At 65.2% G+C, this 21880-nt stretch carries 23 protein-coding genes and 1 pseudogene; 12 read left to right on the forward strand and 12 right to left on the reverse strand.

Annotation, left to right across the window (positions count from 1 at the left end; genetic code table 11):
• The first annotated feature begins 136 nt into the window (after positions 1-136).
• The 3 genes from P9239_RS09370 to P9239_RS09380 are packed head-to-tail and all read left to right on the forward strand — an operon-like array spanning position 137 to position 2541.
• Positions 137-1411, forward strand: a complete 1275-nt coding sequence (locus tag P9239_RS09370) for an EAL domain-containing protein (protein ID WP_309750185.1) — start codon at positions 137-139, stop codon at positions 1409-1411.
• A 34-nt stretch (positions 1412-1445) separates the two neighbouring features.
• A complete protein-coding gene (locus tag P9239_RS09375) occupies positions 1446-2018 on the forward strand; it encodes a peroxiredoxin (protein ID WP_309750186.1) in 573 nt (190 codons plus the stop codon).
• A gap of 34 nt (positions 2019-2052) precedes the next feature.
• Positions 2053-2541: a hypothetical protein gene (locus P9239_RS09380; RefSeq protein WP_309750187.1), complete on the forward strand. Its 489-nt coding sequence runs from the start codon at positions 2053-2055 to the stop codon at positions 2539-2541.
• Between the two features lie 16 nt (positions 2542-2557).
• On the opposite strand, the gene cydB is transcribed toward P9239_RS09380, so the two are convergent.
• Positions 2558-3565: a cytochrome d ubiquinol oxidase subunit II gene (gene cydB / locus P9239_RS09385; protein WP_309750188.1), complete on the reverse strand. Its 1008-nt coding sequence runs from the start codon at positions 3563-3565 to the stop codon at positions 2558-2560.
• A 25-nt stretch (positions 3566-3590) separates the two neighbouring features.
• On the reverse strand, positions 3591-5054 hold the full coding sequence (locus P9239_RS09390) for a cytochrome ubiquinol oxidase subunit I (protein ID WP_309750189.1): 1464 nt from the start codon (positions 5052-5054) through the stop codon (positions 3591-3593).
• Between the two features lie 223 nt (positions 5055-5277).
• Between P9239_RS09390 and sugE the strand changes: the two genes are divergently transcribed.
• The 7 genes from sugE to P9239_RS09425 all read left to right on the forward strand — a co-directional run bounded on the left by sugE (position 5278) and on the right by P9239_RS09425 (position 11906).
• Complete coding sequence (sugE, locus tag P9239_RS09395) at positions 5278-5598, forward strand: quaternary ammonium compound efflux SMR transporter SugE (RefSeq protein ID WP_309750190.1); 321 nt, start codon at positions 5278-5280, stop codon at positions 5596-5598.
• 278 nt (positions 5599-5876) lie between these two features.
• Positions 5877-6506, forward strand: coding sequence for a DUF4126 domain-containing protein (locus P9239_RS09400; protein ID WP_309750191.1), 630 nt, complete (start codon positions 5877-5879; stop codon positions 6504-6506).
• Positions 6503-9103, forward strand: coding sequence for an ABC transporter permease (locus P9239_RS09405; protein WP_404980047.1), 2601 nt, complete (start codon positions 6503-6505; stop codon positions 9101-9103). The genes P9239_RS09400 and P9239_RS09405 overlap by 4 nt, the downstream gene beginning before the upstream one ends.
• 21 nt (positions 9104-9124) lie before the next feature.
• Complete coding sequence (locus P9239_RS09410) at positions 9125-9559, forward strand: group II truncated hemoglobin (RefSeq protein ID WP_309750192.1); 435 nt, start codon at positions 9125-9127, stop codon at positions 9557-9559.
• Positions 9560-9642: 83 nt separating this feature from the next.
• On the forward strand, positions 9643-10374 hold the full coding sequence (locus tag P9239_RS09415; RefSeq protein WP_309750193.1) for an alanyl-tRNA editing protein: 732 nt from the start codon (positions 9643-9645) through the stop codon (positions 10372-10374).
• Positions 10371-10964, forward strand: coding sequence for a DUF924 family protein (locus tag P9239_RS09420; protein WP_309750194.1), 594 nt, complete (start codon positions 10371-10373; stop codon positions 10962-10964). The genes P9239_RS09415 and P9239_RS09420 overlap by 4 nt, the downstream gene beginning before the upstream one ends.
• Positions 10965-11030: 66 nt before the next feature.
• A complete protein-coding gene (locus P9239_RS09425) occupies positions 11031-11906 on the forward strand; it encodes a DUF5672 family protein (RefSeq protein WP_309750195.1) in 876 nt (291 codons plus the stop codon).
• Between the two features lie 16 nt (positions 11907-11922).
• Here P9239_RS09425 and P9239_RS09430 read toward each other — a convergent pair whose 3' ends face one another.
• The 10 genes and pseudogenes from P9239_RS09430 to P9239_RS09475 all read right to left on the reverse strand — a co-directional run bounded on the left by P9239_RS09430 (position 11923) and on the right by P9239_RS09475 (position 19133).
• The gene (locus P9239_RS09430; RefSeq protein ID WP_309750196.1) at positions 11923-12669 is read right to left on the reverse strand and encodes an SDR family oxidoreductase; all 747 of its coding nucleotides are present in this window, start codon (positions 12667-12669) and stop codon (positions 11923-11925) included.
• An 11-nt stretch (positions 12670-12680) separates the two neighbouring features.
• Positions 12681-13265, reverse strand: a complete 585-nt coding sequence (locus P9239_RS09435) for a TIGR00730 family Rossman fold protein (protein ID WP_309750197.1) — start codon at positions 13263-13265, stop codon at positions 12681-12683.
• Positions 13265-14002 carry a TetR/AcrR family transcriptional regulator gene (locus P9239_RS09440; RefSeq protein ID WP_309750198.1) on the reverse strand — a complete coding sequence of 246 codons (738 nt, stop codon included), beginning with the start codon at positions 14000-14002 and terminating at the stop codon, positions 13265-13267. The genes P9239_RS09435 and P9239_RS09440 overlap by 1 nt, the downstream gene beginning before the upstream one ends.
• 160 nt (positions 14003-14162) lie before the next feature.
• A complete protein-coding gene (locus P9239_RS09445; RefSeq protein WP_309750199.1) occupies positions 14163-14729 on the reverse strand; it encodes a diacylglycerol kinase in 567 nt (188 codons plus the stop codon).
• Positions 14726-15757, reverse strand: coding sequence for a glycosyltransferase family 1 protein (locus P9239_RS09450; protein ID WP_309750200.1), 1032 nt, complete (start codon positions 15755-15757; stop codon positions 14726-14728). Before P9239_RS09450 ends, P9239_RS09445 begins: the two co-directional genes overlap by 4 nt.
• Positions 15758-15785: 28 nt before the next feature.
• Positions 15786-16562: pseudogene (locus P9239_RS09455) on the reverse strand (UDP-2,3-diacylglucosamine diphosphatase); the annotation flags it as partial.
• A gap of 266 nt (positions 16563-16828) precedes the next feature.
• The gene (locus P9239_RS09460) at positions 16829-17332 is read right to left on the reverse strand and encodes an RDD family protein (RefSeq protein WP_309750202.1); all 504 of its coding nucleotides are present in this window, start codon (positions 17330-17332) and stop codon (positions 16829-16831) included.
• A gap of 7 nt (positions 17333-17339) precedes the next feature.
• Entirely contained in the window at positions 17340-18092 is a 753-nt protein-coding gene (locus tag P9239_RS09465) for a DUF3106 domain-containing protein (RefSeq protein WP_309750204.1), read from the reverse strand.
• Positions 18093-18120: 28 nt separating this feature from the next.
• Complete coding sequence (locus P9239_RS09470; RefSeq protein ID WP_309750205.1) at positions 18121-18573, reverse strand: DUF3619 family protein; 453 nt, start codon at positions 18571-18573, stop codon at positions 18121-18123.
• A complete protein-coding gene (locus tag P9239_RS09475; RefSeq protein ID WP_309750206.1) occupies positions 18570-19133 on the reverse strand; it encodes an RNA polymerase sigma factor in 564 nt (187 codons plus the stop codon). The genes P9239_RS09470 and P9239_RS09475 overlap by 4 nt, the downstream gene beginning before the upstream one ends.
• Before the next feature lie 369 nt (positions 19134-19502).
• Here P9239_RS09475 and P9239_RS09480 point away from each other — a divergent pair, with 369 nt between their 5' ends.
• Both P9239_RS09480 and ilvN read left to right on the forward strand, forming a co-directional pair.
• Positions 19503-21266 (forward strand): acetolactate synthase 3 catalytic subunit, encoded by a 1764-nt coding sequence (locus P9239_RS09480; RefSeq protein ID WP_309750207.1) that lies wholly within the window; start codon positions 19503-19505, stop codon positions 21264-21266.
• A gap of 109 nt (positions 21267-21375) precedes the next feature.
• Positions 21376-21867, forward strand: a complete 492-nt coding sequence (ilvN, locus tag P9239_RS09485; protein ID WP_008341906.1) for an acetolactate synthase small subunit — start codon at positions 21376-21378, stop codon at positions 21865-21867.
• Positions 21868-21880 lie beyond the last annotated feature (13 nt).

The following is a 21880-nucleotide window of genomic DNA, read 5'->3' on the forward strand; positions in this document are numbered from 1 at the left end:
ATACGTTACGCTTCATGATCGATTGCCTTTCATCGCCGGCCGGCGTGCGTCACAAAAACGCGCCGGGCCGCAAAGCTTTGCGCCGATGCCGGCACGCCTTGCCTGCCGGATTCGTTGCCCTCATTCCGTTTTCGTCATGCCCGATTCCTGGCTGAAGCTGCTCGCGAGACGGGAGCCGAGCGTCTATGTCGGCCGCCAGCCGATTCTCGACGGCGCGGGCGCGCTCGCGGCCTACGAACTGCTTTTCCGCGACAGCCCGGAAAACCGCGCCGACGTTCACGACGACGTGCAGGCCACCGCGCATGTCGTCGCGCGTACGGTGGGGGAGCTGGGCGTGCCGGCGGTGCTCGGCCTGCATCCGGGCTACGTGAACATGAGCCGCGAGCTGATCTTCGACGACATCGTGCATCTCATGCAGCCCGAGCGTTTCGTGCTGGAACTGCTGGAAAGCATCGAGTTCGACGACGCGCTTTTCAAGCGTTGCGCGCAGTTGCGCCGCAGCGGTTTTCGCTTCGCGCTCGACGACGTCACGCGCATCGACGATACGCTGCTCGCCGCGCTGCCATCGGTCGACATCGTGAAGGTGGATCTGCTCGCGACCGAACGTGCGCACCTGTGCGAACTCGCGTCGCTCGTGAAGCAGCACGGCAAGGTGCTCGTCGCGGAGAAGGTCGAAACGCACGAGGTCTTCAATGAGGCGCGCCAGCTCGGCTTCGACCTCTTCCAGGGCTATTTCTTCGCGCGGCCGCAAGTGCTCTCGGCGCGGCGCGCGAGCCCGGCGCGCGGCACGCTGTTGCGGCTGCTGTCGGTGCTCGGCAGCGATCCCGGCATGCGCGAACTGGAAGCCGAACTGAAGCGCAATCCGGATGTCGTTCTGCAACTCATGCGCCTCGCCAATTCGAGCGCACATGCGCGCGCGCGCAACGTCTCGTCGCTGAAGGAAGCGGTCGCCGCCACCGGCACGCGCCAGCTGATGCGCTGGACGCAACTGCTGCTGTACGCGGACGGCAGTGGCTTGCCGTGGCGTTCCGACCCGCTCGTGCAGCTTGTCGGCACGCGGGCGCGCTTCATGGAACTGGCAGCCGGTGCGTTGCGTCCTTCGGATGACGCGTTCTCCGATGCCGCGTTCCTGACCGGCATCTTTTCGCTCGTGCATGTCGTGGTCGACATGCAGCCCGCCGAGATTGTCGATAAGCTGCAACTGGCCGACGACATCCGCTCGGCCATTCTCGCGGGCGCGGGCGAACTGGGCGCGCTGCTCGGCATCGCGCGGGCGACCGAGCGCGGCGATATCGTCGCGCTCGACAACATCCGGCTCGCTCACCGGGCGTTCGATGCACTGACGCCCGAGTTGCTGGCCACGCTTCAGGTCGAGGCGGCGGCATGGTTCAGCGAGCAGCGGCTCGACTGAGCGCGCCTCGAAACGATCACGGAGAGACATCCGCATGAAAAGAAGGATCACGACGGTGGCAGGCGTCGCGCTTTCGGCGGCGATCACATGCGCGGCTGCGGCTTATCCGCTCGTGGCGGGCGCGACGCTCAAGCCGGGCGATGCCGCGCCCGCGTTCCACGCGCAGGCATCGATCGGCGGCAACGTCTACGATTACTCGCTCGCCGACGCGCTCAAGAAAGGCCCCGTCGTGCTGTATTTCTATCCGGCGGCATTCACGAAGGGCTGCACGATCGAGGCCCACGAATTCGCCGAAGCGGTCGATCAGTACAAGGCGCAGGGCGCCACGGTCATCGGCGTGTCGCACGACGATATCGGCACCTTGCAGCGCTTTTCCGTGAGCGAGTGCCGCAGCAAGTTTCCGGTCGCGGCCGACACCGACGCGAAGATCATCGGCGCATACGACGCCGCGCTGCCTTTCAAGAGTTCGATGGCCAATCGCGTGTCGTACGTGATCGCGCCGGATGGCAAGATCATCTACGAGTACACGAGCCTGTCGCCGGACCAGCACGTCGCGAACACGCTGCAGGCGCTGCGCGACTGGAACGCGAAGCACAAGGCGCAGTGATGACGGCGGCTTCGATCATTCACGAAAGGTAACCATGCCGATCGTTCTCGCGCTCATTGCGCTCGCGGCGCTGATCTACGGCGCGGTGTGGTCCTTCGACGCGCTCCATACGCGCTTCGGGCTGGGCGTCGCCGTTGGCGTCGCGGTCGTCGTGGCGGCGGCAGTGGCGGCGGGCATCGCGTACTGGATCGCGCGGCGTCGCGAGATCGCGCCGAATCTGCCGCGCGTCAAGGGCGACGCCGCCACGAACTGGACGCACGAACTGAAGCGCGACTGGGGCGGCGTGCGGCTCGCGGCCGACAAGCGCCTGCTCGACGTGCGCGTGGGCGAGGCGAGCGGGCACTACATCTTCGCGGATTTGCGCGATGCCCGCATGACGCAAGACGATGCGCAAGGCGCGTGGCATGTGATGCTCGACGTCGCCGATACCGCGCACAGCCAGTGGCGTCTGCCGATGGCCGACCGCGCCGAAGCGCGGAAATGGACGCGCATTCTCTCGCTCGCGGTTCAGCAGAAACTTTGACCGAGCCGATACAACTTTATTCCACGTGATAGCCGATATCGCTGCGCACCTTGCCGCGAAACACCCAGTACGACCAGGTCACGTAGATCATCAGCACCGGCAGCAGAAACAACGTTCCGATGAGAAAGAACTGATGCGTGATCGGCGCGGCCGACGCGTCCCATAGCGTCACCGAAGGCGGCGCGATGAACGGCCACAGGCTGATGACGAGCCCCGTGAACGCCAGAAAGAAGAGGCCCATCGAGCAGACGAACGGCAGCACTTCGCGGCCTTTCGACAGGCTCGACCAGAGCTTCCACGCGAGAAACGCGGTGAGCAACGGCACAGGCGCGAACGCGAACGCCATCGGAAAGCCGAACCAGCGCGCGGCGATGCGCGCGTCTTTCAGCGGCGTCCACAAGCTGATGAGCAGAATGAACGCGAGCACGCCGATGAGCGCAACGCGCGCCATCTTGCGGCCCCACGCCTGCAAGTCGCCTTCGGTCTTGAGCACGAGCCACGTCGAGCCTTGCAGCGCGTAGCCGAATATCAGGCCGACGCCGACGAGCAGCGGAAACGGCGCGAGCCAGTCCCAGCTCGTTCCCACGTACTGCCGCCCCGCTATCGGAAAGCCCTGAATGAACATGCCGAGCACGATGCCTTGCGAGAACGTGGCGAGCAGCGACCCGTATGCGAACGCGCGATCCCAGAGCCACTTGCGCGCGCCGACGACTTCGCGGAATTCGAAGGCCACGCCGCGAAAGATCAGGCCGAGCAGCATGAAGAGCACGGGGAAATAGACGGCCGGCACGATGATCGCGTAGGCGAGCGGGAACACGGCGAAGAGTCCGCCGCCGCCGAGCACGAGCCACGTTTCGTTGAAGTCCCAGACGGGTGCGACGGAGTTGATCATCAGATTGCGCTCGTCGTGGTCGCGGCGCAGCAGAAAGAGCATGCCGACGCCGAGATCGAAGCCGTCGAGCAGCACATACATGAACACGGCCAGCGCGAGAATGGCGGCCCACAGCGGCACGAGATCGAGCATCGCGTTCTCCTGTTCTGGAAGAGGGCTAGTTGGGCCGGCGCGGCGGCACGATGTCGTCGCTCGGCGCGACGTCCGCCGTTTGTCGCGACGTATCGCCGCCCGAGGAAACCGCCGAGAGCGGCCGCGCCGCGCGCGTCTTCGGCTGAAGCAGTTCGTTCTCGTGGCCCTGCGTGGCCTCCGACGGACCGATGCGTACGAGACGCCGCAACAGGATGTAGCCCGAGCCGAAGATCACGCAATACGCGAGCACGTACAGCAGCCACGACAAGCCGACGTCGCCGGTAGTGAGCGACGGCGTCACGGAGTCGCGCGTGCGCAGGACGCCGTACACGGTCCACGGCTGGCGGCCCGCTTCGGTCGTGGTCCAGCCGGCGAGCACGGCGATGAAGCCGAGCGGCATCGCGAACGTGGCCGCGCGCAGCCATCGCCGGCTGCGTTCCAGCTTGCCGCGCGCGAAGAGCACGATGCCGGACAGCACCACCAGGAACATCAGCATGGCGATACCGACCATGATGTGGAACGCAAAGAACACGACCGCGACAGGCGGACGGTCCTCGCGCGGAAAGTCCTTGAGCCCGCGCACGTAGCCGTTCGGATCGTGCGTCAGATAGATGCTGCCGAGCACCGGCACGGAGATTTCGAAGTGGTTACGCTCTTCGTCCTGATCGGGAATCGAAAAGAGATTGGCGGGCACGCGCGAGCCGGACTCCCAGAGCGCCTCCATCGCGGCGAGCTTGGCCGGCTGGTGCTTGAGCGTGTTGAGGCCGTGCGCGTCGCCGAGCACCATCTGCACCGGCACCATGATGATGAGAAAGATCAGCGACATCTTCAGCATCACGCGGCTTTCCTCGATCGCGCGGCCCTGACGCATGTACATGGCGCCGACGCCGAGAATCACGAAGGCGGTGGTCACGAGAAACGCGCTCACCGTATGGCTCAGCCGGAACGGAAACGACGGCGAAAAGATCACGTCGAAGAAGCTCACCACTTCGAAGCGGCCATCGGGGAGCAGACGGTAGCCTTGCGGCGTTTGCATCCAGCTGTTGACGGCGAGAATCCAGAACGACGAGATGAGCGTGCCGATCGCGACGAAAAGCGCGGACATCACATGCGCCCATTGCGGCACGAGCTTGCGGCCGAACAGCAGCACGCCGAGAAACGCCGACTCCAGGAAGAACGCGGTGAGCACTTCATAACCCATCAAGGGGCCGACGACATTCGCGGTGCGGTCGGCGTAGCGGCTCCAGTTGGTGCCGAACTGAAACGGCATCACGATGCCCGACACCACGCCCATGCCGAACGACACCGCGAAAATCTTGAGCCAGAACGCCGACAAACGCCGGTAGACGTCGCGCTTGGTGATCCACCAGTTGACTTCCAGCGTGGCGATGAAACAGGCGAGCCCGACGGTGAAAGCCGGCAGCAAGATATGGAACGCAATCACCCACGCGAACTGAAAGCGCGAGAGCAGCACCGGATCGATATGCATGAACGCTCCTTGGTCGATTCTTGCAACGTTTGCGTCGAACGATGCGCGGGGGCACGCGAAGGCGGCGATCGTTCCTCAAGACACGGCTTGCTGGCGCGGGACACGCGGCGCATGAACCCGTTTGCTACAATTTCGGCTTCGCTCATCAGCTAATCGCGTGCCGGACGGCCGGCACGCGCATCGACTCATTCGGGGACGGCCCCATTTCCATGGGAGTCACCCAATGTCCTGGATTCTTCTTTTCATCGCCGGCCTGCTGGAAGTCGCGTGGGCAGCGGGGCTCAAGACGTCCGAAGGTTTCACGAAGCTCGGGCCGTCCGTCTTCACGCTCGTCACGGCCGTCGGCAGCTTCGTGCTGCTCGCGCTCGCCATGCGCCAGTTGCCGCTCGGCACCGCGTATGCGGTGTGGACGGGCATCGGGGCGGTCGGCGCGTTCGTGTTCGGGATCGTGTTCATGGGCGAGGCGGTGTCGGCGGCGCGCATCGTGAGCGCTGTGCTCATCGTCGCGGGGCTGATCGGGCTCAAGCTCACGTCGGGCCACTGAAAGGCGCGTCGCGTGAGCGCGGCGCGCCGGGAACGGCAATCGCTTGGCCGCTCGCTGCAACGCGCGCTTTTTGCGTGGATATAATGGTCTGAAGTCAGTCTGACGGGCGCCTCGCGCGGTTGCAGCTTTCGCGCGGGAAAGGCTGGCGGTTTCATCTCACGAGCGCCCGCGTCGCGGCTTCTTCCGGTCATGCTTAGAGCACCGTCGCAAGCCAATTGTTTCAGCTGGTACAGCAGCGCCTAAGCCAAAAGCGCGGCTGGCGCCACAAGGAGGCGGCAATGCTGGAGTCACTTTCGCTCGCTGCGGGCTTGTCATGGGCGAGCGGGCTGCGCCTGTACCTCACGGTCTTCGTCGCCGGCCTTTTCGAGCGCATGGGCGTCATTCATCTGCCGGATACGCTCGCGGTGCTCGCCTCGCCTTGGGTGATCGGCGTCGCGGCGGTGCTCGCGGTCGTCGAATTTCTCGCCGACAAAATTCCCGCGCTCGATTCCCTGTGGGACGCCATTCATACGCTGATTCGCATTCCGGCGGGCGCCGTGCTGGCGGCAGGCTCGCTCGGCCACGCCGATCCGACGCTGCTTACCATCGCCGCGCTCGCGGGCGGTACGCTCGCCGGGGCGTCACATTTCGCGAAGGCGGGCACGCGCGCGCTCATCAATCTTTCGCCGGAGCCGGTGTCGAATTGGGCGGCATCCGCCACCGAAGACGTCGGCGCGACGCTCGGACTCGTGCTCGCGTTCTTCGTGCCGCTCTTGTTCCTCGTCATGCTGATCGCGTTTCTGGTGGTCGCCGGCTGGGCGCTGCCGCGTCTCGTGCGCGGCGTGCATGGCGGCGTCTCGCGCATGGCCAAGCACATGCTGCCGGGCACGCATAACCCCATCAGCCGCCTGCGGAGCAAGCACGATTGAGCACGGCGGCCAACGACAAACCGGCGGCGAAAGCGTCGCACGCACCGCACCACACGCACCCGAGCGCCCGACTCGACTTCCTCCAGACCGTGCGCCAGTCGTGGCGCATGACCGCGCGCGACTGGCGCGCGGGCGAACTCACCATGCTGCTGCTTGCGCTCGTGCTGGCGGTCGCCGCGCTGTCGAGCGTCGGTTTTCTCGCGGATCGCATGCGGCAGGGGCTTGCCCGCGATGCGCGTCAGATGATCGCCGCGGATTTCGTCGTGCGCGCCGATCACCCCGTCGATCCGATGTTCGCGCAGGAAGCGCGTGCGCTCGGGCTGGACACGGCGGGCACGACCATCTTTCCGAGCATGGTCAGCTCGGGCGGGCAGACGCCGCTATCGCGGCTCGCGGCAATCAAGGGCGTGACGCCGGGCTATCCGTTGCGCGGCGCGCTGCGCATCGCGCCGGGCGCCGATGCCGCTGACGCGCCCGCGCAAGGCATTCCCGCGCCCGGCACCGTCTGGGTCGATCCTGCGCTGCTCGACGCGCTCAAGACGAAAGTCGGCGGCGCGGTAAAGGTCGGCACGCGCACCTTCACGGTCGCGGCGGTCATCACGCGGGAAATGGATCGCGGCTTCTCGTTCGTCAACTTCTCGCCGCGTCTCATGATGCGCGCCGACGAAATTGCGGGAACCGGGCTGATCGGCTATGGCAGCCGCGTCACGTACCGGCTGCTCGTGGCGGGGCTGGATGCGCAGGTCGAGCGGTTCGCGCAGTTCGCGCGCGGCAAGACCGACGGTGGCAAGCTGCGCGGGGTGGCGCTCGAATCGCTCTCGGACGGCCAGCCGCAAGTGCGGCAGACGATCGACCGCGCTAGCCACTTTCTCACGCTCGTTTCGCTCTTGACGGCACTGCTCGCGGCCGTCGCCATCGCCATGGCCGCGCACCGTTTCGCGCGACGGCATCTGGACGGCTGCGCGGCGATGCGCTGCCTCGGCGTCAGCCAGCGGACGCTGCGCGCGCTTTTCGTCAACGAATTTCTGGCGATCGGCGTGATCGGCAGCGTGGCGGGCATCGTGCTCGGGTTCATCGGGCATCTGGTGCTGCTGCATGCGCTCGGCTCGCTCGTCGATGTCGAGTTGCCGCAGGCGAGCGTCTGGCCGGCGTTGCAGGGTATCGCGATGGGCCTCGTGCTGCTGCTCGGCTTCGCGCTGCCGCCGCTTTTGCCGCTCACGCGCGTGCCGCCCGTCCACGTGATCCGCCGCGAACTGGGCGATGCGAGCCGCGTCGCGTATGCGGCGTATGGCGTCGGCGTACTGCTGTTCGCGGCGCTGCTCGTCATCGCGGCGGGCGAGCTGAAGCTCGGCGTGATCGTCGCCGGCGGGTTCGCGGCGGGGCTGCTGCTCTTCGGCGTCATCGCGCGCGCGGCGCTGTGGGCGGCGGCGCGCTTCGTGCGGCGCGAGAGGAGCCGCGCGGGCGTCGGCTGGCGCTATGCGCTCGCGTCGCTGGAGCGGCGCAGCGGCGGGAGCGCGCTGCAGATCACCGCGCTCGGCATCGGGCTGATGTGTCTCTTGCTGATCGGCATGACGCGCAACGATCTCATCAAGGGGTGGCGCGACGCTACGCCGCCGGATGCGCCCAATGAGTTCCTGATCGACATTCAGCCGGACCAGCGCGACGGCGTGCTCGCTTATCTGCACGGCCACGGCCAGCCCGACGCCGTGCTCTCGCCGATGGTGCGCGCGCGCCTCATCGCGATCAACGGGAAAGCGGTGAATCCCGACAGCTACGACAAGCCGGACGCCAAGCGGCTGGTGGACCGCGAGTTCAACCTGTCGTACACGACCGCGCTGCCCGACGACAATCGCGTGACGCAGGGCGCGTGGTATGGCACGAGCGGCAAGCCGCAGGTGTCGATGGAAGAGGGCATTGCGAAGACGATTCGCGTGAAGATGGGCGACATGCTGCGTTTCGACGTGGCGGGCCTGCCGGTGGAAGCGCCGGTCACCAGTCTGCGCAAGGTGGACTGGAATTCGTTCAAGGTGAACTTCTTCGTGCTGATGCCGCCCGAGGCGCTCGCGGACTTGCCTGCGACCTTCATCACGAGCTTCCATCTGCCCGCGAACGACCAGCGCATGATCGACGGCCTGATTGCCGCGTACCCGAACGTCACGGCTATCGACACCGCGCCGATTCTCGCGCAGATTCAGCGCACGCTCGCGCAGGTGATCGGCGCGGTGCAGTTCCTCTTCATCTTCACGCTCGCGGCGGGCGTGCTCGTGCTGTACGCGGCGCTCGCCGGCACGCGCGACGAGCGCATGCGCGAGTCGGCGCTGTTGCGCGCGCTCGGCGCATCGCACCGGCAAGTGCGCTCGGTGCAGGTCGCGGAGTTCGTCGCGGTCGGCGCGTTGGCGGGCCTCATGGCCGCGCTCGGCGCGCAGGGCATCGGCTACGTGCTCGCATCGCGCGTGTTCGAGTTCCATATCGATTTCAATCCGTGGCTCGTGCCGGCGGGCGTCGTCGCGGGCATTGCGTGCGCGGGGCTCGGCGGCTGGCTCAGCCTGCGGCGCGTGCTGGCGCGCCCGGCGCTGCAGTCGCTGCGGGACGCATAGGTTTTCAGTCAAAGCAAAGCAATGAGCGAAGTGAATCAACCGGCTTCCGAAGACGAAGCGACGAATCAACAACGAGCGCCGACCGCGTTCGAACTGATCGGCGGCGAAGAGCGCCTGCGCGCGCTCGTCGACCGTTTCTACGATTTGATGGATCTCGAGCCGGAGTTCGCGGGCATTCGCGCGCTGCATCCGCCGACGCTCGACAATTCGCGCGACAAGACCTTCTGGTTCCTGTGCGGCTGGATGGGCGGGCCGGATCACTACATCAGCCGCTTCGGGCATCCGCGGCTGCGGGCGCGGCATTTGCCGTTCGCCATCGCGTCGAGCGAGCGCGATCAATGGCTGCGCTGCATGGCGTGGGCGATGCAGGACATCGGCCTTGCCGAGCCGCTGCGCGAGCGTCTGCTTACATCCTTCTTCGATACCGCCGACTGGATGCGCAACCGTCCCGGCTGATTCGCCCCGTTGTGTACCGGGCGAGGCCGCGCCCGTTTGCGGCATCATCTGCGATCAACCGACGCATTCGAGGACACGAAGTCATGAGCACACGCGCACTCTTTCGCGAGGACGCTTATCAAAGGCGCTGCGAGGCGACCGTCACCGCCATCGACGAGGCGGGCATCCATCTGGACAAGACAGTGTTCTATCCGCTCGGCGGCGGTCAGGCGGGCGATGCCGGGACGCTGACGCTCGCGGACGGCACGGTCATCGCCATCGCGGACACGCGCAAGGCCAAGTTCGAAGGCGCGACGCCCGACGATGCCGTGCATGTGCCCGCGCCCGGCCAGGAAGACGCGCTCGCGAAGCTGAAGGTCGGCGACACAGTGAGCGCCGAAATCGACTGGGAGCGGCGGTACCGGCACATGCGGCTGCACACGGCGAGCCACCTGATCTGCGCGGTGCTGCCGTATCCGGTGGATGGCTGCAGCATCACGACCGACTACGCGCGGCTCGATCTCGCGACCGTCGAGCCGATCGAGCGTGAAACGGTGGAGGCGAAGCTGCGCGAACTCGTCGGCGGTTCGCACGACGTGCGCACGGAATGGATCACCGACGACGAAATGGCCGCGCGCCCCGAACTCGTGCGCACCATGAGCGTGAAGCCGCCGATGGGCCTCGGCCGCGTGCGGCTTCTGCGCATCCAGAACGTGGACTTGCAGCCGTGCGGCGGCACGCATGTGCGCAATACCGGCGAGATCGGCACCTTGCGCATTGCCAAGCTGGAGAAGAAGAGCGCGCGCACGCGGCGGCTCGTGCTGGAGCTGGCTTGACCGTCTTGACCGGCGATCCCCGCGCGCGTGAACTCCTCGATTTCTGGTTCGGCACGCCGGGTTCGCCCGAATTCGGCACCGAGCGCAGGCAGTGGTGGACCAAGAAGCGCGCATTCGACGCGATGATCGCGGAGCGCTTCGGCAGCCTGATCGAAGCAGCGCAGGCCGGCGGCTTGCAGGCGTGGGAGCGCGAGCCGCTTTCGGCGCTCGCGCTGATCGTGGTGCTCGATCAGTTCTCGCGCAATGCTTATCGAAATACGCCGCGCGCGTTCGCCGGCGACGCGCGGGCGCTCGCGCTCGCGAGGAAGCTGGTCGAGCAGGGCGACGATTTGCGGATGCCGAGCCCCTGTCACCGCGCCTTCGTGTACACGCCGTTCCAGCACGACGAAACGCTCCCGAGCCAGCGCGAATCCGTGCGCCTTTTCGCGAAACTGCGCGACGACACGGGCGTCGCGAGCTTTCACGACTCCGCGTTGAGGCACGCGGAAGTCATCGAACGGTTCGGGCGCTTTCCTCATCGGAACAGGATACTCGGGCGTGAGACGCTGCCCGCCGAAGAAGCGTGGCTCGCCGAGCACGGCGGCTTCTAGAACTCCGTCGATAGTCACGCGCCGCGCGCCGCCTTATTTTCATCGCTTTGCTTTTGCGGGAACGCGATGAAAGACTTCAGCAAGATCACACTGGTTTCCGTGACAGGAATGCCCGACGCGACGCGCGCCGTCTACGCGCTCACGCTGAGTCTGCGCCAGATGCCCGGCGCGCGAGCCGTGCTGTGCAGCCCGCACGCGCCCGCGAGCTTGCCGCCCGGCATCGAGCATCGCAAGATCGCGCCGCTCAACTATCAGGAATACTCGTGGTTCATGATGTACGCGCTGTGGCGCGTCGTGGAGACGGAGTTCGCGCTGATCGTCCAGGACGACGGCTGGGTGCTCGATACCGCGAACTGGAGCGACGATTTCCTCGACTACGATTACGTCGGCCCGACCGCGCACGTCGGACGGATCGATACGAAAGACGGCACGCGCTGGGTCACGCGTTACACGTGGAGCGCGGAACTCGGCAAGCCCGGGCAGACCGTGATGCCGGTGATTAACGGCGGCTTTTGCTTGCGCAGCCGGCGCATGATGCGCGCACTCATCGACCATCCCGAGATCCGGATGACGATTCCCGCGCCCGACACCATTGGCGGCGATCCGCTCAAAGTGGAATGGACGAACTGCGCACTCAACGAAGACGTGCAGCTCACGTGCGTGCTGCGGCCCGAACTGGAAGCGGTCGGCCTGCGATTCGCGCCGATCGAGGTTTGTCTGCGCTTCGGGATCGAACACGCAGGGGCGGTGCATCGCGACGTCGACATGACGTCGCTCTTCGGACAGCACTGCAAATGGCGGCGGCTCATCGGCATCGATCCGCCGACGATTCAGTATCGGACGAAGCGCAGCATCGCCGAGCGGGCGTTTCGGGAAATGGATATTGCGCGCATGCTCGAAGCGCGCGGCTATCAGCTGCGCTTCGCGCCCGAAGACCTGTGATGTGCGGCGCGCGAACTCAACGTCCGCCTGTCACATCCAGAATCGCGCCGGTCACATACGACGACGCATCCGAGAGCAGCCAGACGATCGACTCTCCCACTTCGTCCGCGGTGCCGGCGCGCCCGAGCGGCGTCTGCACGCCGAGCACCTGCGCGCGGTCCGGCTTGCCGCCGCTCGCGTGAATGTCGGTTTCGATGAGGCCGGGGCGAATGGCGTTGACGCGCACGCCTTGCGGGCCGAGTTCCTTCGATAGCCCGATGGTCAGCACGTCGATCGCGCCTTTGGAACCCGCATAGTCGACGTATTCGTTCGGCGACCCGAGCCGCGCCGCCGCCGACGACACGTTCACGAGCGAACCGCCGTGGCCGCCGCGCGTGCGCGACAGACGCCGCGCCGCCTCGCGCGCGCACAGATAAGCGCCGAGCACGTTGGTGTCGAAGATGCGCTTCAGCCGCTCGATGTCCATGTCCGCCAACGGTGCGCCCGGCGCGACGATGCCCGCGTTGTTCACCACGCCGTCGAGCTTGCCGAAGGCTCGCTCGGTGGCGTCGAACATGCCGATGATCGCGGCTTCGTCGCGCACGTCGCCGGCAATCGCGATGGCCTTGCCGCCCGCCGCCTGCACCGCCGCGACGGTTTCGTCGGCGGCTTGCGCGTTCGACGCGTAGTTCACGCCGACCGACCAGCCGCGCGCGCCCGCGAGAATCGCAGCCGACCGGCCAATGCCACGGCTCGCGCCGGTGATCAGAATGACTTTCGACATCGGTTTGCTCCTTAGACGGCGTTGCGTTTCTCGGACCACTTGTCGTTCGCGGGCGGCGTGTAGGCCGCGAGCTTCGCGAGCATCTCTTTCGGCTCGGCGGCTACCTGAATCATGTCCAGATACGGCTTGCGCATGAAGCCCTCGTCGATGGTATGTCGCAGCATCGCCAGAAGCGGGTCGAAGTAGCCGTTGACGTCCAGCAGGCCGACCGGCTTCTGGTGATAGCCGAGCTGCGCCCAGGTATAGACCTCGAAGAACTCTTCGTACGTGCCGACGCCGCCGGGCATGGCGACGAAGGCATCGGCGAGATCGGCCATCTTCTTCTTGCGCTCGTGCATGTCGGGCACGACGTGCAGTTCGGTGAGATCCGTATGGCCGACTTCCTTCGCGAGCAGCAGTTCCGGAATCACGCCGACCGCGCGCCCGCCGGCGGCGAGCACTTCATCGGCGATCAGGCCCATTAGCCCGACGCGGCCTCCGCCGTACACGAGCGACAAGTTCGCCTCCACGAGCGCGCGACCGAACGCGCGCGCGGCTTCAGCATAGACGGGGCGGGCTCCGGGCGCGGAGCCGCAATATACACACACTGCCTTCATTATCGGGAATCCTTCGGTGTTTCGTTCTTCGGTGCGTTGGCGGCATCGTCGCGCGGCGGCAGGAAGTCCGCGTACTCGCGCTTGGGCAGCTTGCCGGACACGAGGTCGTCGAAAAGCTGGCGCGAGCGGCCGCGCAGATACGGCGCCATGATCGAGATGATGTGCACGCTCACCTGATGCAGCTCCGCGCGGATCGCTTCCTGATCGTTGTACTTGCGCGGGTTCATCACGTACTGATACGAGAGCCAGTACGTCGCGATCACGCCGATGTTCGTCGCAATGACCTCGATCTCGGCGGGCGTCGCGACCATTTCCTGATCGGCGACGAGCGCCTCGCACAGCTGCTGCGCAAAGCGCACCTTGTGCGTGATGATCTGCTTGAAGTGTGTTTCCAGCGTGCGATTGCGCGCGAGCAAGTCGTTCAGGTCGCGGTAGAGAAAGCGATACGTCCAGAGGAAATCGGCCATGTACTGCAGATAGGACCACATCTCGTCGATGGTCGGCCGGTGATCGTCCGGAAAGCGCAAACGCTTCTGAATCTGCTGCTCGAACTGCGCGAAGATGCTGTTGATGATGTCGTCTTTGTTGCGGAAATGGTAGTACAGATTGCCTGGACTGATTTCCATCTCTTCGGCGATCGTCGTCGTAGTGACGTTCGGTTCGCCGATATCGTTGAACAACTTCAGCGACAGCTCGAGAATCCGTTCGCGGGTACGGCGGGGAGGTTTGGCTTCCATGTCGTCCGACCTTGGCATCCGGTTGCGGCGGCCTCGTGCAGACATGCCCGCGTCCGGTTCCGTTGCTATTTTTGAGAATATCGGACGATTATAAACCGCTCGTTCTCCGTTCCGGACTTGACCGCGCAGGCCGGCGGCGGCTTTACGAGACAGGGCGCTGTCAGTCGATGAGACGCGCCAGCCACGCTGCGAAGGCCGGCGCGAGCGGCCACAGAATCATGACCCATGTGAGCACGCAGACCGCGAGCGCGACCATCACGGCAGCGCTGCCAAAGTCCTTCGCGCGCTTGGACAACTCGTGCCGTTCGAGCGAGATGCGGTCGATGGCGGCTTCGACGCTCGAATTGAGCAACTCGACGATCAGGACGAGCAGCACCGACGCGATCAGCGCGGCGCGCTCGACGGGCGCGACCGGCACGAAGAGACTGCACGGCAGCAGAATCGCGGCGAGCGTCAGTTCCTGGCGAAACGCGCTTTCCTCGCGGATCGCGATGCGAAAACCGGCGATCGAATTCTTCATCGCGTGCCAGGCGCGCGTGAAGCCGCGATTGCCCTTGTAGGGATTGAAGGGCAGGTCGTCGGTGCCGAGCGGTTCGGTCGCCCGCGGCGGCGTATCGGCCGAATCGGCGCTCGCGTCGGCTTCGTCGTCGAACGGGTCGATGATGCGGCCCGCCGCAGTGCGGGCGTTCGCTTCGGCGCGTTCCTGCGCCAACGGGCGACGCGTCATGCGGGCGCCCGGTCGGCGCGCGGCGCGCGCGGCTCGAACTGCCGCAAATGCGACGCGAACTGCTCGGACGCCGCACGCCACGAAAAGCGCTCGGCCCAGGCGCGGGCGTCGGCGCGGTCGATCTTCAGCGCCTGAAGGCACGCCTCGCGCAGGTCGTCGTTGAGCGCGCCGGGTCCGTGTTCGCCGAGCACGTCGATCGGCCCCGTGACCGGGTACGCCGCGATGGGCGTGCCGCAGGCCATCGCTTCCAGCAGCACGAGGCCGAAGGTATCGGTGCGGCTCGGGAACACGAAGACATCGGCTGCGGCGTACACCTTCGCGAGTTCCGGCTGCGACAGCACGCCGAGATAGTTCGCGTTCGTATAGCGCGACTTCAGTTCGGCGAGCGCCGGGCCTTCGCCCGCAACCCATTTCGAGCCGGGCAAGTCGAGCTTCAGAAAGGCTTCGACGTTCTTTTCGATTGCGACCCGCCCGACGTACAGAAAGATCGGCCGCGCGGTGTTGAGCACCTTCGAGTCCATCGGATGGAAGATGTCGAGATCGACGCCGCGCGTCCACAGCACGACGTTCGTGAATCCGTAGGCTTCCAGATCTTTCTTGACCACGGGCGTCGGCGCCATCACCGCCTGCGACGGTCCGTGGAACCAGCGCAAAAAGCGATACGTCATTGCGAGCGGGATGCCGAAGCGCGCCTTCACGTATTCGGGAAACCGCGTGTGATAGGCGGTTGTGTACGGCAGCTTGTGACGCAGCGCGTAGGAGCGGGCGGCAAGGCCGAGCGGGCCTTCCGTCGCGATGTGCAGCGCATCCGGATCGAACGCGTCGATCCGCTCTGCGACATGACGGCCCGGCATCAGCGAGAGGCGAATCTCGGGATAGGTCGGGCAGGGAATCGTCTTGAACTCGAGCGGCGTCAGCATCTCCACGCGATGCCCGAGCGCCGTCAGTTCCTTGCTCGTGTTCTTGAGTGTGCGCACGACGCCGTTGACTTGCGGCTCCCATGCATCGGTCACGATCATGATTTTCATTGCGGTTTCCTGTGCCTGATGGATGCGTTCACACCGTCGCGCGGGCTTTCGCGGCGGGTTGTTCGGACGCTCGCATGACGGTCCAGTAGACGACCTTGAGTTCGCCGTCGTAGGTTTCGACAAGCGCGGAAAGACTCTCTACCCAGTCGCCGTCGTTGCAGTACAGGATGCCGTCGATGTCGCGAATCTCGGCCTTGTGAATGTGCCCGCACACGACGCCGTCGCAGCCGCGGCGGCGCGCTTCATCGGTCATCACGCGTTCGAACTGGGAGATGAAATTGACCGCGTTCTTGACCTGATGCTTCAGGTACTGCGAGAGCGACCAGTAATTGAAACCGAGCTTCGTGCGCACGCGATTGAACCAGCGGTTGAGCAGCAGGATCGCGGTGTACGCGGTGTCGCCGAGATAGGCGAGCCACTTGGCGTGCTGAATGACGCCGTCGAAAAGATCGCCGTGGACGATCCACAGGCGCTTGCCCGCGAGCGTCGTATGGAACGCTTCTCCGCGTACGTGGATGTCGCCGAACGCGAGGTCGCAGAACTGGCGCGCGGCTTCGTCGTGATTGCCGGGGATATAGACGACCTGCGTGCCTTTGCGCGCCTTGCGCAGGATTTTCTGCACGACGTCGTTGTGCGCCTGCGGCCAGAACCAGCCTTTGCGAAGCTGCCATCCGTCGATGATGTCGCCGACGAGATACAAGTATTCCGATTCGTGATGCCGCAGGAAGTCGAGCAGATAGGCGGCCTGACAGCCGCCTGAGCCTAAGTGGATATCCGAGAGCCAGATCGTGCGATAACGATGCGTTCCGTCCGCCGATTCGCCATCGGCGGCAGGCGCCCCGGCCTCAGGCGCATCGGGCGACTCCGGCACGAGCGCTGATGGATCGACGCGCACGCCGGAACTGCGCGAGCGGTAAGCGGTGGAAGCGTCGAATGCCGGCGTGACTGTCGGGTGGAGGGCCATTGGCTCGCGCATCGAGTTTTGGTATGCGCATTACGCCGTGCGGCTGTGACCGAGCCGTGACAGTCACGAGAAGTTCTTATTACGCGGGAAGCGGGGCAGGGAATGACTTACGCAGCGACGATGCGGGTGCCGGCGAGGCGGTCGTGCAGGAACTGGCGGGCCGGATCGAGCCAGACAGCCGCCGCCCACAGCGCGATCCAGACGGCAAGCACGATCAGCGTCTGCGGCACCGCCAGCGAAAGGAGCGGGTGCAGCGCGAGCGGCGGCAGGAACCACAGCCACGCGAGCGCGTAGCGCGCGAGCGCCCGGCCGACGGTGAGCGGCTCACCGCGCGCATCGACGACTTTCAGGCGCCAGGTTTTCATCGGCAGCGTCTGGCCGCCGTGCGTCCAGAACCACACGAAATATGCCGCCAGCACGAGACCGATCCACGACATCAGCCAGTCGTGATGCGTGAGGCCGTTGCGTTGCTGCGTGAGCGTGCTGAAGAGATATCCGGCGATGAACACGACGCCGAACAGGATGACGCCTTCGTAGACCATCGCGAAGAGACGCCGGCGCAGGCTCGGCGCGGAGAGCGGCGGGAGGGTCGCGGCGGCGGAGACGCTCATCGCGGGATCACGAACCGTTGTACATCGAAGGCGCCTGCTGCGGCGAAACGGGAATCGGCGTAGCCGGGACGATGCTCGCGGCGTTCGGCACGGCGGGCGGCATCGGCGCGCCGGAAGCCGGAGCGCCCGCGCCCGGTCCCGCTTCCGCGTGCGAAGCCGCGTGGCCCTGCTCGCGCGCCGCCACAAGACGGTTGATGTCCTTCACTTCGGCCTTGCCGGTCGGCGGCGCGCTGACCACGGTCGGGCGGCGGCTGCGCTCGCTCGCGGCGAGCTTTTTCTTCTGTTCTTCCGAGAGCTTCTGATACGCGTCCCAGGCCTTTTCCCGCTTGTCGGGCGGCACGAGCTTCGAGACCTGGTAGTTCTCCCGCGCGACCTTGCGCTGGTCGGGCGTCATGCGCACCCATTCCTCCATGCGCTGCTGCAGCCGCTTCTGTGCGTCCGGCGACATGCGGTGATAGCGCGAAGCGATCTTGAGCCACTTTTGCTTGCGCTCGTCGCTGAAGGAGTCCCACTGCGTGGCGAAAGGCGCGAGCGCGACGCGCTGTGCCTCCGTCAGGCGGCTCCACGAAAGCGGATTGTCAGTGACAAGCGCGGCGAGCGGCGACAGCGACGCATCTGTGCCCGCGCTCGCGCCGCTGGGCGCGGCGGCGGACACGGACGCCGTGGAGGACGAATAGAAGCGCGGGTAAGTAGCGGCGAACGCGACCAGACCCGCAATCGCGCAGCCGAAGACAATCGCGAGACCGCGCTTGTAACTCACCCGAAAATTCCCCCGCTCGGTTCGATACTTAGTGATTGCGCGTCAGATACGCGTTGAAGCCGTGATCGAGATAGGCGTCGAGCGGCAGGCTGTCGCTCATCATTGCTGCGTCGATATCGGCGAGTTCGGCCTTGCGCTGCTGGTCTTCCCAATACGCGATGCCCGCGAGCGCCACGGCGAGCGCGAACACCGGCCCCGCGAGGCCGAAGCCGCCCAGGCGCGCGAACAGGCTCTTGCGGCCGTGCGCGTCGCCGGAACCGCCGGCCGAGAGCGCGGCGCCCGCGCCGGCCAGAACCGGCGCGAAGACAGGCGCGGCGGCGGCGACGGCTACTTTCTCGGGCTTCTTGCGCGCAATCGCGGCGCGGCGCGCCTGGGCGAGCCGGTCCACCGCGGCGGCCGGAATGGCCGACGTGCTTTCGTCGAGCGCGCGAACGACCTTCAGCGCGAACTCGTTTTCCTTCGTTTCAAGAGCGGAACTCATAGCGTGATCCCTTTGGCTTTCAGGGCTTGCGCGAGAGCGTGCGTGGCGCGAGAACAGTGCGTCTTCACGCTGCCCTCGGAGCAGCCCATCGCGGCGGCCGTCTCTGCGACATCCATATCTTCCCAGTAACGCATGAGAAAAGCTTCTCGTTGACGCGCCGGTAATTTCTGGATTTCCGCGTCGATCAGGTTCAGCACCTGTTCGCGCGCGAGGCGGCTCTCGCTGCTTTCGCTGCAGGTTGCGCCGTCCTCGGATTCGAAGGTTTCGAGCGGGTCGAACTCGTCGTCGTCTGCGCTGCCGAACGAGGAGAACAGGCTGATCCAGGTATTGCGTACTTTCTGGCGGCGAAAGTAATCGTGCGTCGCATTCTGGAGGATACGCTGGAACAAAAGCGGAAGCTCGGGCGACGGCTTGTCGCCGTACTTCTCCGCGAGCTTGATCATGGCGTCCTGGACGATGTCGAGCGCCGCGTCGTCGTCGCGGACGGTGTACACGGTCTGCTTGAACGCGCGTCTTTCGACGCCCGCCAGAAAATCGGCGAGTTCCTTGTCTGATGCCATCCGTTGGGGACCCGGCGCAACGAATTTGCGTCGAAAGAGATTGTGGAGTTCCAGGAAAACCTGCGGATGCTAGCAAATTTTCGCTGTCGCGGGAGCATCGGCAAACGATTTGTTGCTCGGCACCGCATAAGCGAAGCGCGGGACGAGCGCGCGAACGACGAATCCTCGAGCGCGCCGGGGAAGTTTTTGCTTGACCGTCGACGCGAAACCGGGCTATCTTCCTCGACTCGCATCATAAAGTGAATTGTCTGCTTTGAGGCGAGCCCAAGAAGTTCGCCTGTCAAACCAAGACGCGCCGCTTGAACCCGAGCCACAAGCCCGGCAGAGAGCACCCGATCAATTTTTTGCCGAAAATTCGAAAGGTGATGAATGAACATGCCTAGCGCGGAATTCTCCACGTCGGATACCACTCCCTCTCACGAAGCCGATTCGATCGGCGCGACGGTGCTGATGCGCGCGCTCGCCGACGAAAACGTCGAGTTCGTGTGGGGCTATCCCGGCGGCTCGGTACTCTACATCTACGACGAGCTGTACAAGCAGGACCAGATTCAGCACATTCTCGTGCGCCACGAGCAGGCCGCCGTGCACGCCGCCGACGCGTATTCGCGCTCGACCGGCAAAGTGGGCGTGTGCCTTGTGACTTCCGGCCCGGGCGTCACGAATGCCGTCACCGGCATTGCCACGGCCTACATGGATTCGATTCCGCTCGTCGTCATCAGCGGGCAGGTGCCCACTGCGGCCATCGGCCTCGACGCGTTCCAGGAATGCGACACCGTCGGCATCACGCGGCCCTGCGTCAAGCACAACTTCCTCGTGAAGGACGTGCGCGATCTCGCCGCTACCGTCAAGAAAGCCTTCTACATCGCGCGCACGGGGCGTCCCGGCCCGGTGCTGATCGACATTCCGAAAGACGTGTCGAAAGCCCCGTGCCGCTACGAGCCGGTCAAGAGCGTGTCGCTGCGCTCGTACAACCCGGTCACGAAGGGCCACTCCGGCCAGATCCGCAAGGCGGTGCAACTGCTCTTGTCGGCGAAGCGCCCGTACATCTACACCGGCGGCGGCATCATTCTGGCGGACGCATCGCGCGAACTGAACCAGTTCGCCGACCTGCTCGGCTATCCCGTCACGAACACGCTGATGGGCCTCGGCGGCTATCGCGCGAGTGACAAGAAGTTCCTCGGCATGCTCGGCATGCACGGCACGTACGAAGCCAACATGGCCATGCAGCACTGCGACGTGCTGATCGCCATCGGCGCGCGATTCGACGACCGCGTGATCGGCGACCCGAAGCACTTCGCTTCGTCGCCGCGCAAGATCATTCATATCGACGTCGATCCGTCGTCCATCTCGAAGCGCGTGAAGGTCGATATCCCGATCGTCGGCGACGTGAAGGAAGTCCTGAAGGAGCTGATCGAACAGCTTCAGCACGCGGAGCACGGCCCGGACACGGCCGCGCTCAAGTCGTGGTGGGACCAGATCGAAGGCTGGCGCTCGAAAGACTGCCTCGCCTACGACCGCAAGAGCGAGATCATCAAGCCGCAATACGTCGTCGAGAAGCTCGCGGAGCTGACGGACGGCAACGCCTTCGTGTGTTCGGATGTCGGCCAGCATCAGATGTGGGCGGCGCAGTTCTATCCGTTCAACAAGCCGCGCCGCTGGATAAACTCGGGCGGCCTCGGCACGATGGGCTTCGGCCTGCCCGCCGCGATGGGCGTCAAGATGGCTTATCCCGACGAGGACGTGGTCTGCATCACGGGCGAAGGCTCCATCCAAATGTGCATTCAGGAGCTCTCGACCTGCAAGCAGTACAACACGCCGGTCAAGATCATCTCGCTCAACAACCGCTATCTCGGCATGGTTCGCCAGTGGCAGCAGATCGAGTACAAAAAGCGCTATTCCAGTTCCTACATGGACGCGCTGCCCGACTTCGTGAAGCTCGCCGAAGCGTACGGCCACGTCGGCATTCGCGTCGAAAAGACCGCGGACGTCGAACCGGCGCTCAAGGAAGCGCTGCGTCTGAAAGATCGCACCGTGTTTCTCGACTTCCAGACCGATCCGACCGAAAACGTATTCCCGATGGTGCAGGCAGGCAAAGGCATCACGGAAATGCTGCTCGGCTCTGAGGATCTCTAACGCGGCTTTGTCACGCGAGGCTCGCGCGCGCCCGTCTCCACAAAGGACGAGCGCCGCGCGCGGGCTTTTCGTACGAACGCTTCTTCTGGACATATCGGGAAACACGCACATGAAACACATCATCTCCGTACTGCTGGAAAACGAGCCGGGCGCGTTATCGCGTGTCGTCGGGCTCTTTTCCGCGCGCGGCTACAACATCGAAACGCTGACGGTGGCGCCGACCGAAGACAGTTCGCTGTCGCGGCTCACCATCGTCTCCATCGGCTCGGACGACGTGATCGAACAGATCACGAAGCACCTGAACCGCCTGATCGAGGTGGTGAAAGTGGTCGACCTGACAGAGGGCGCCCACATCGAGCGCGAGCTGATGCTCATCAAGGTAAGGGCAGTCGGCAAGGAACGCGAAGAGATGAAGCGGATGGCGGATATCTTCCGCGGCCGCATCATCGACGTGACCGAAAAGACCTACACCATGGAACTGACGGGCGCGTCCGACAAGCTGGACGCATTCATTCAGGCGCTCGACGCCACAGCGATTCTGGAGACGGTTCGCACGGGCAGTTCCGGCATCGGCCGGGGCGAGCGCATCCTGAAGGTGTAGCACCACACGCAAC

Origin of the sequence: Caballeronia sp. LZ062 (assembly GCF_031450785.1) — a bacterium.
GTDB lineage: Bacteria > Pseudomonadota > Gammaproteobacteria > Burkholderiales > Burkholderiaceae > Caballeronia.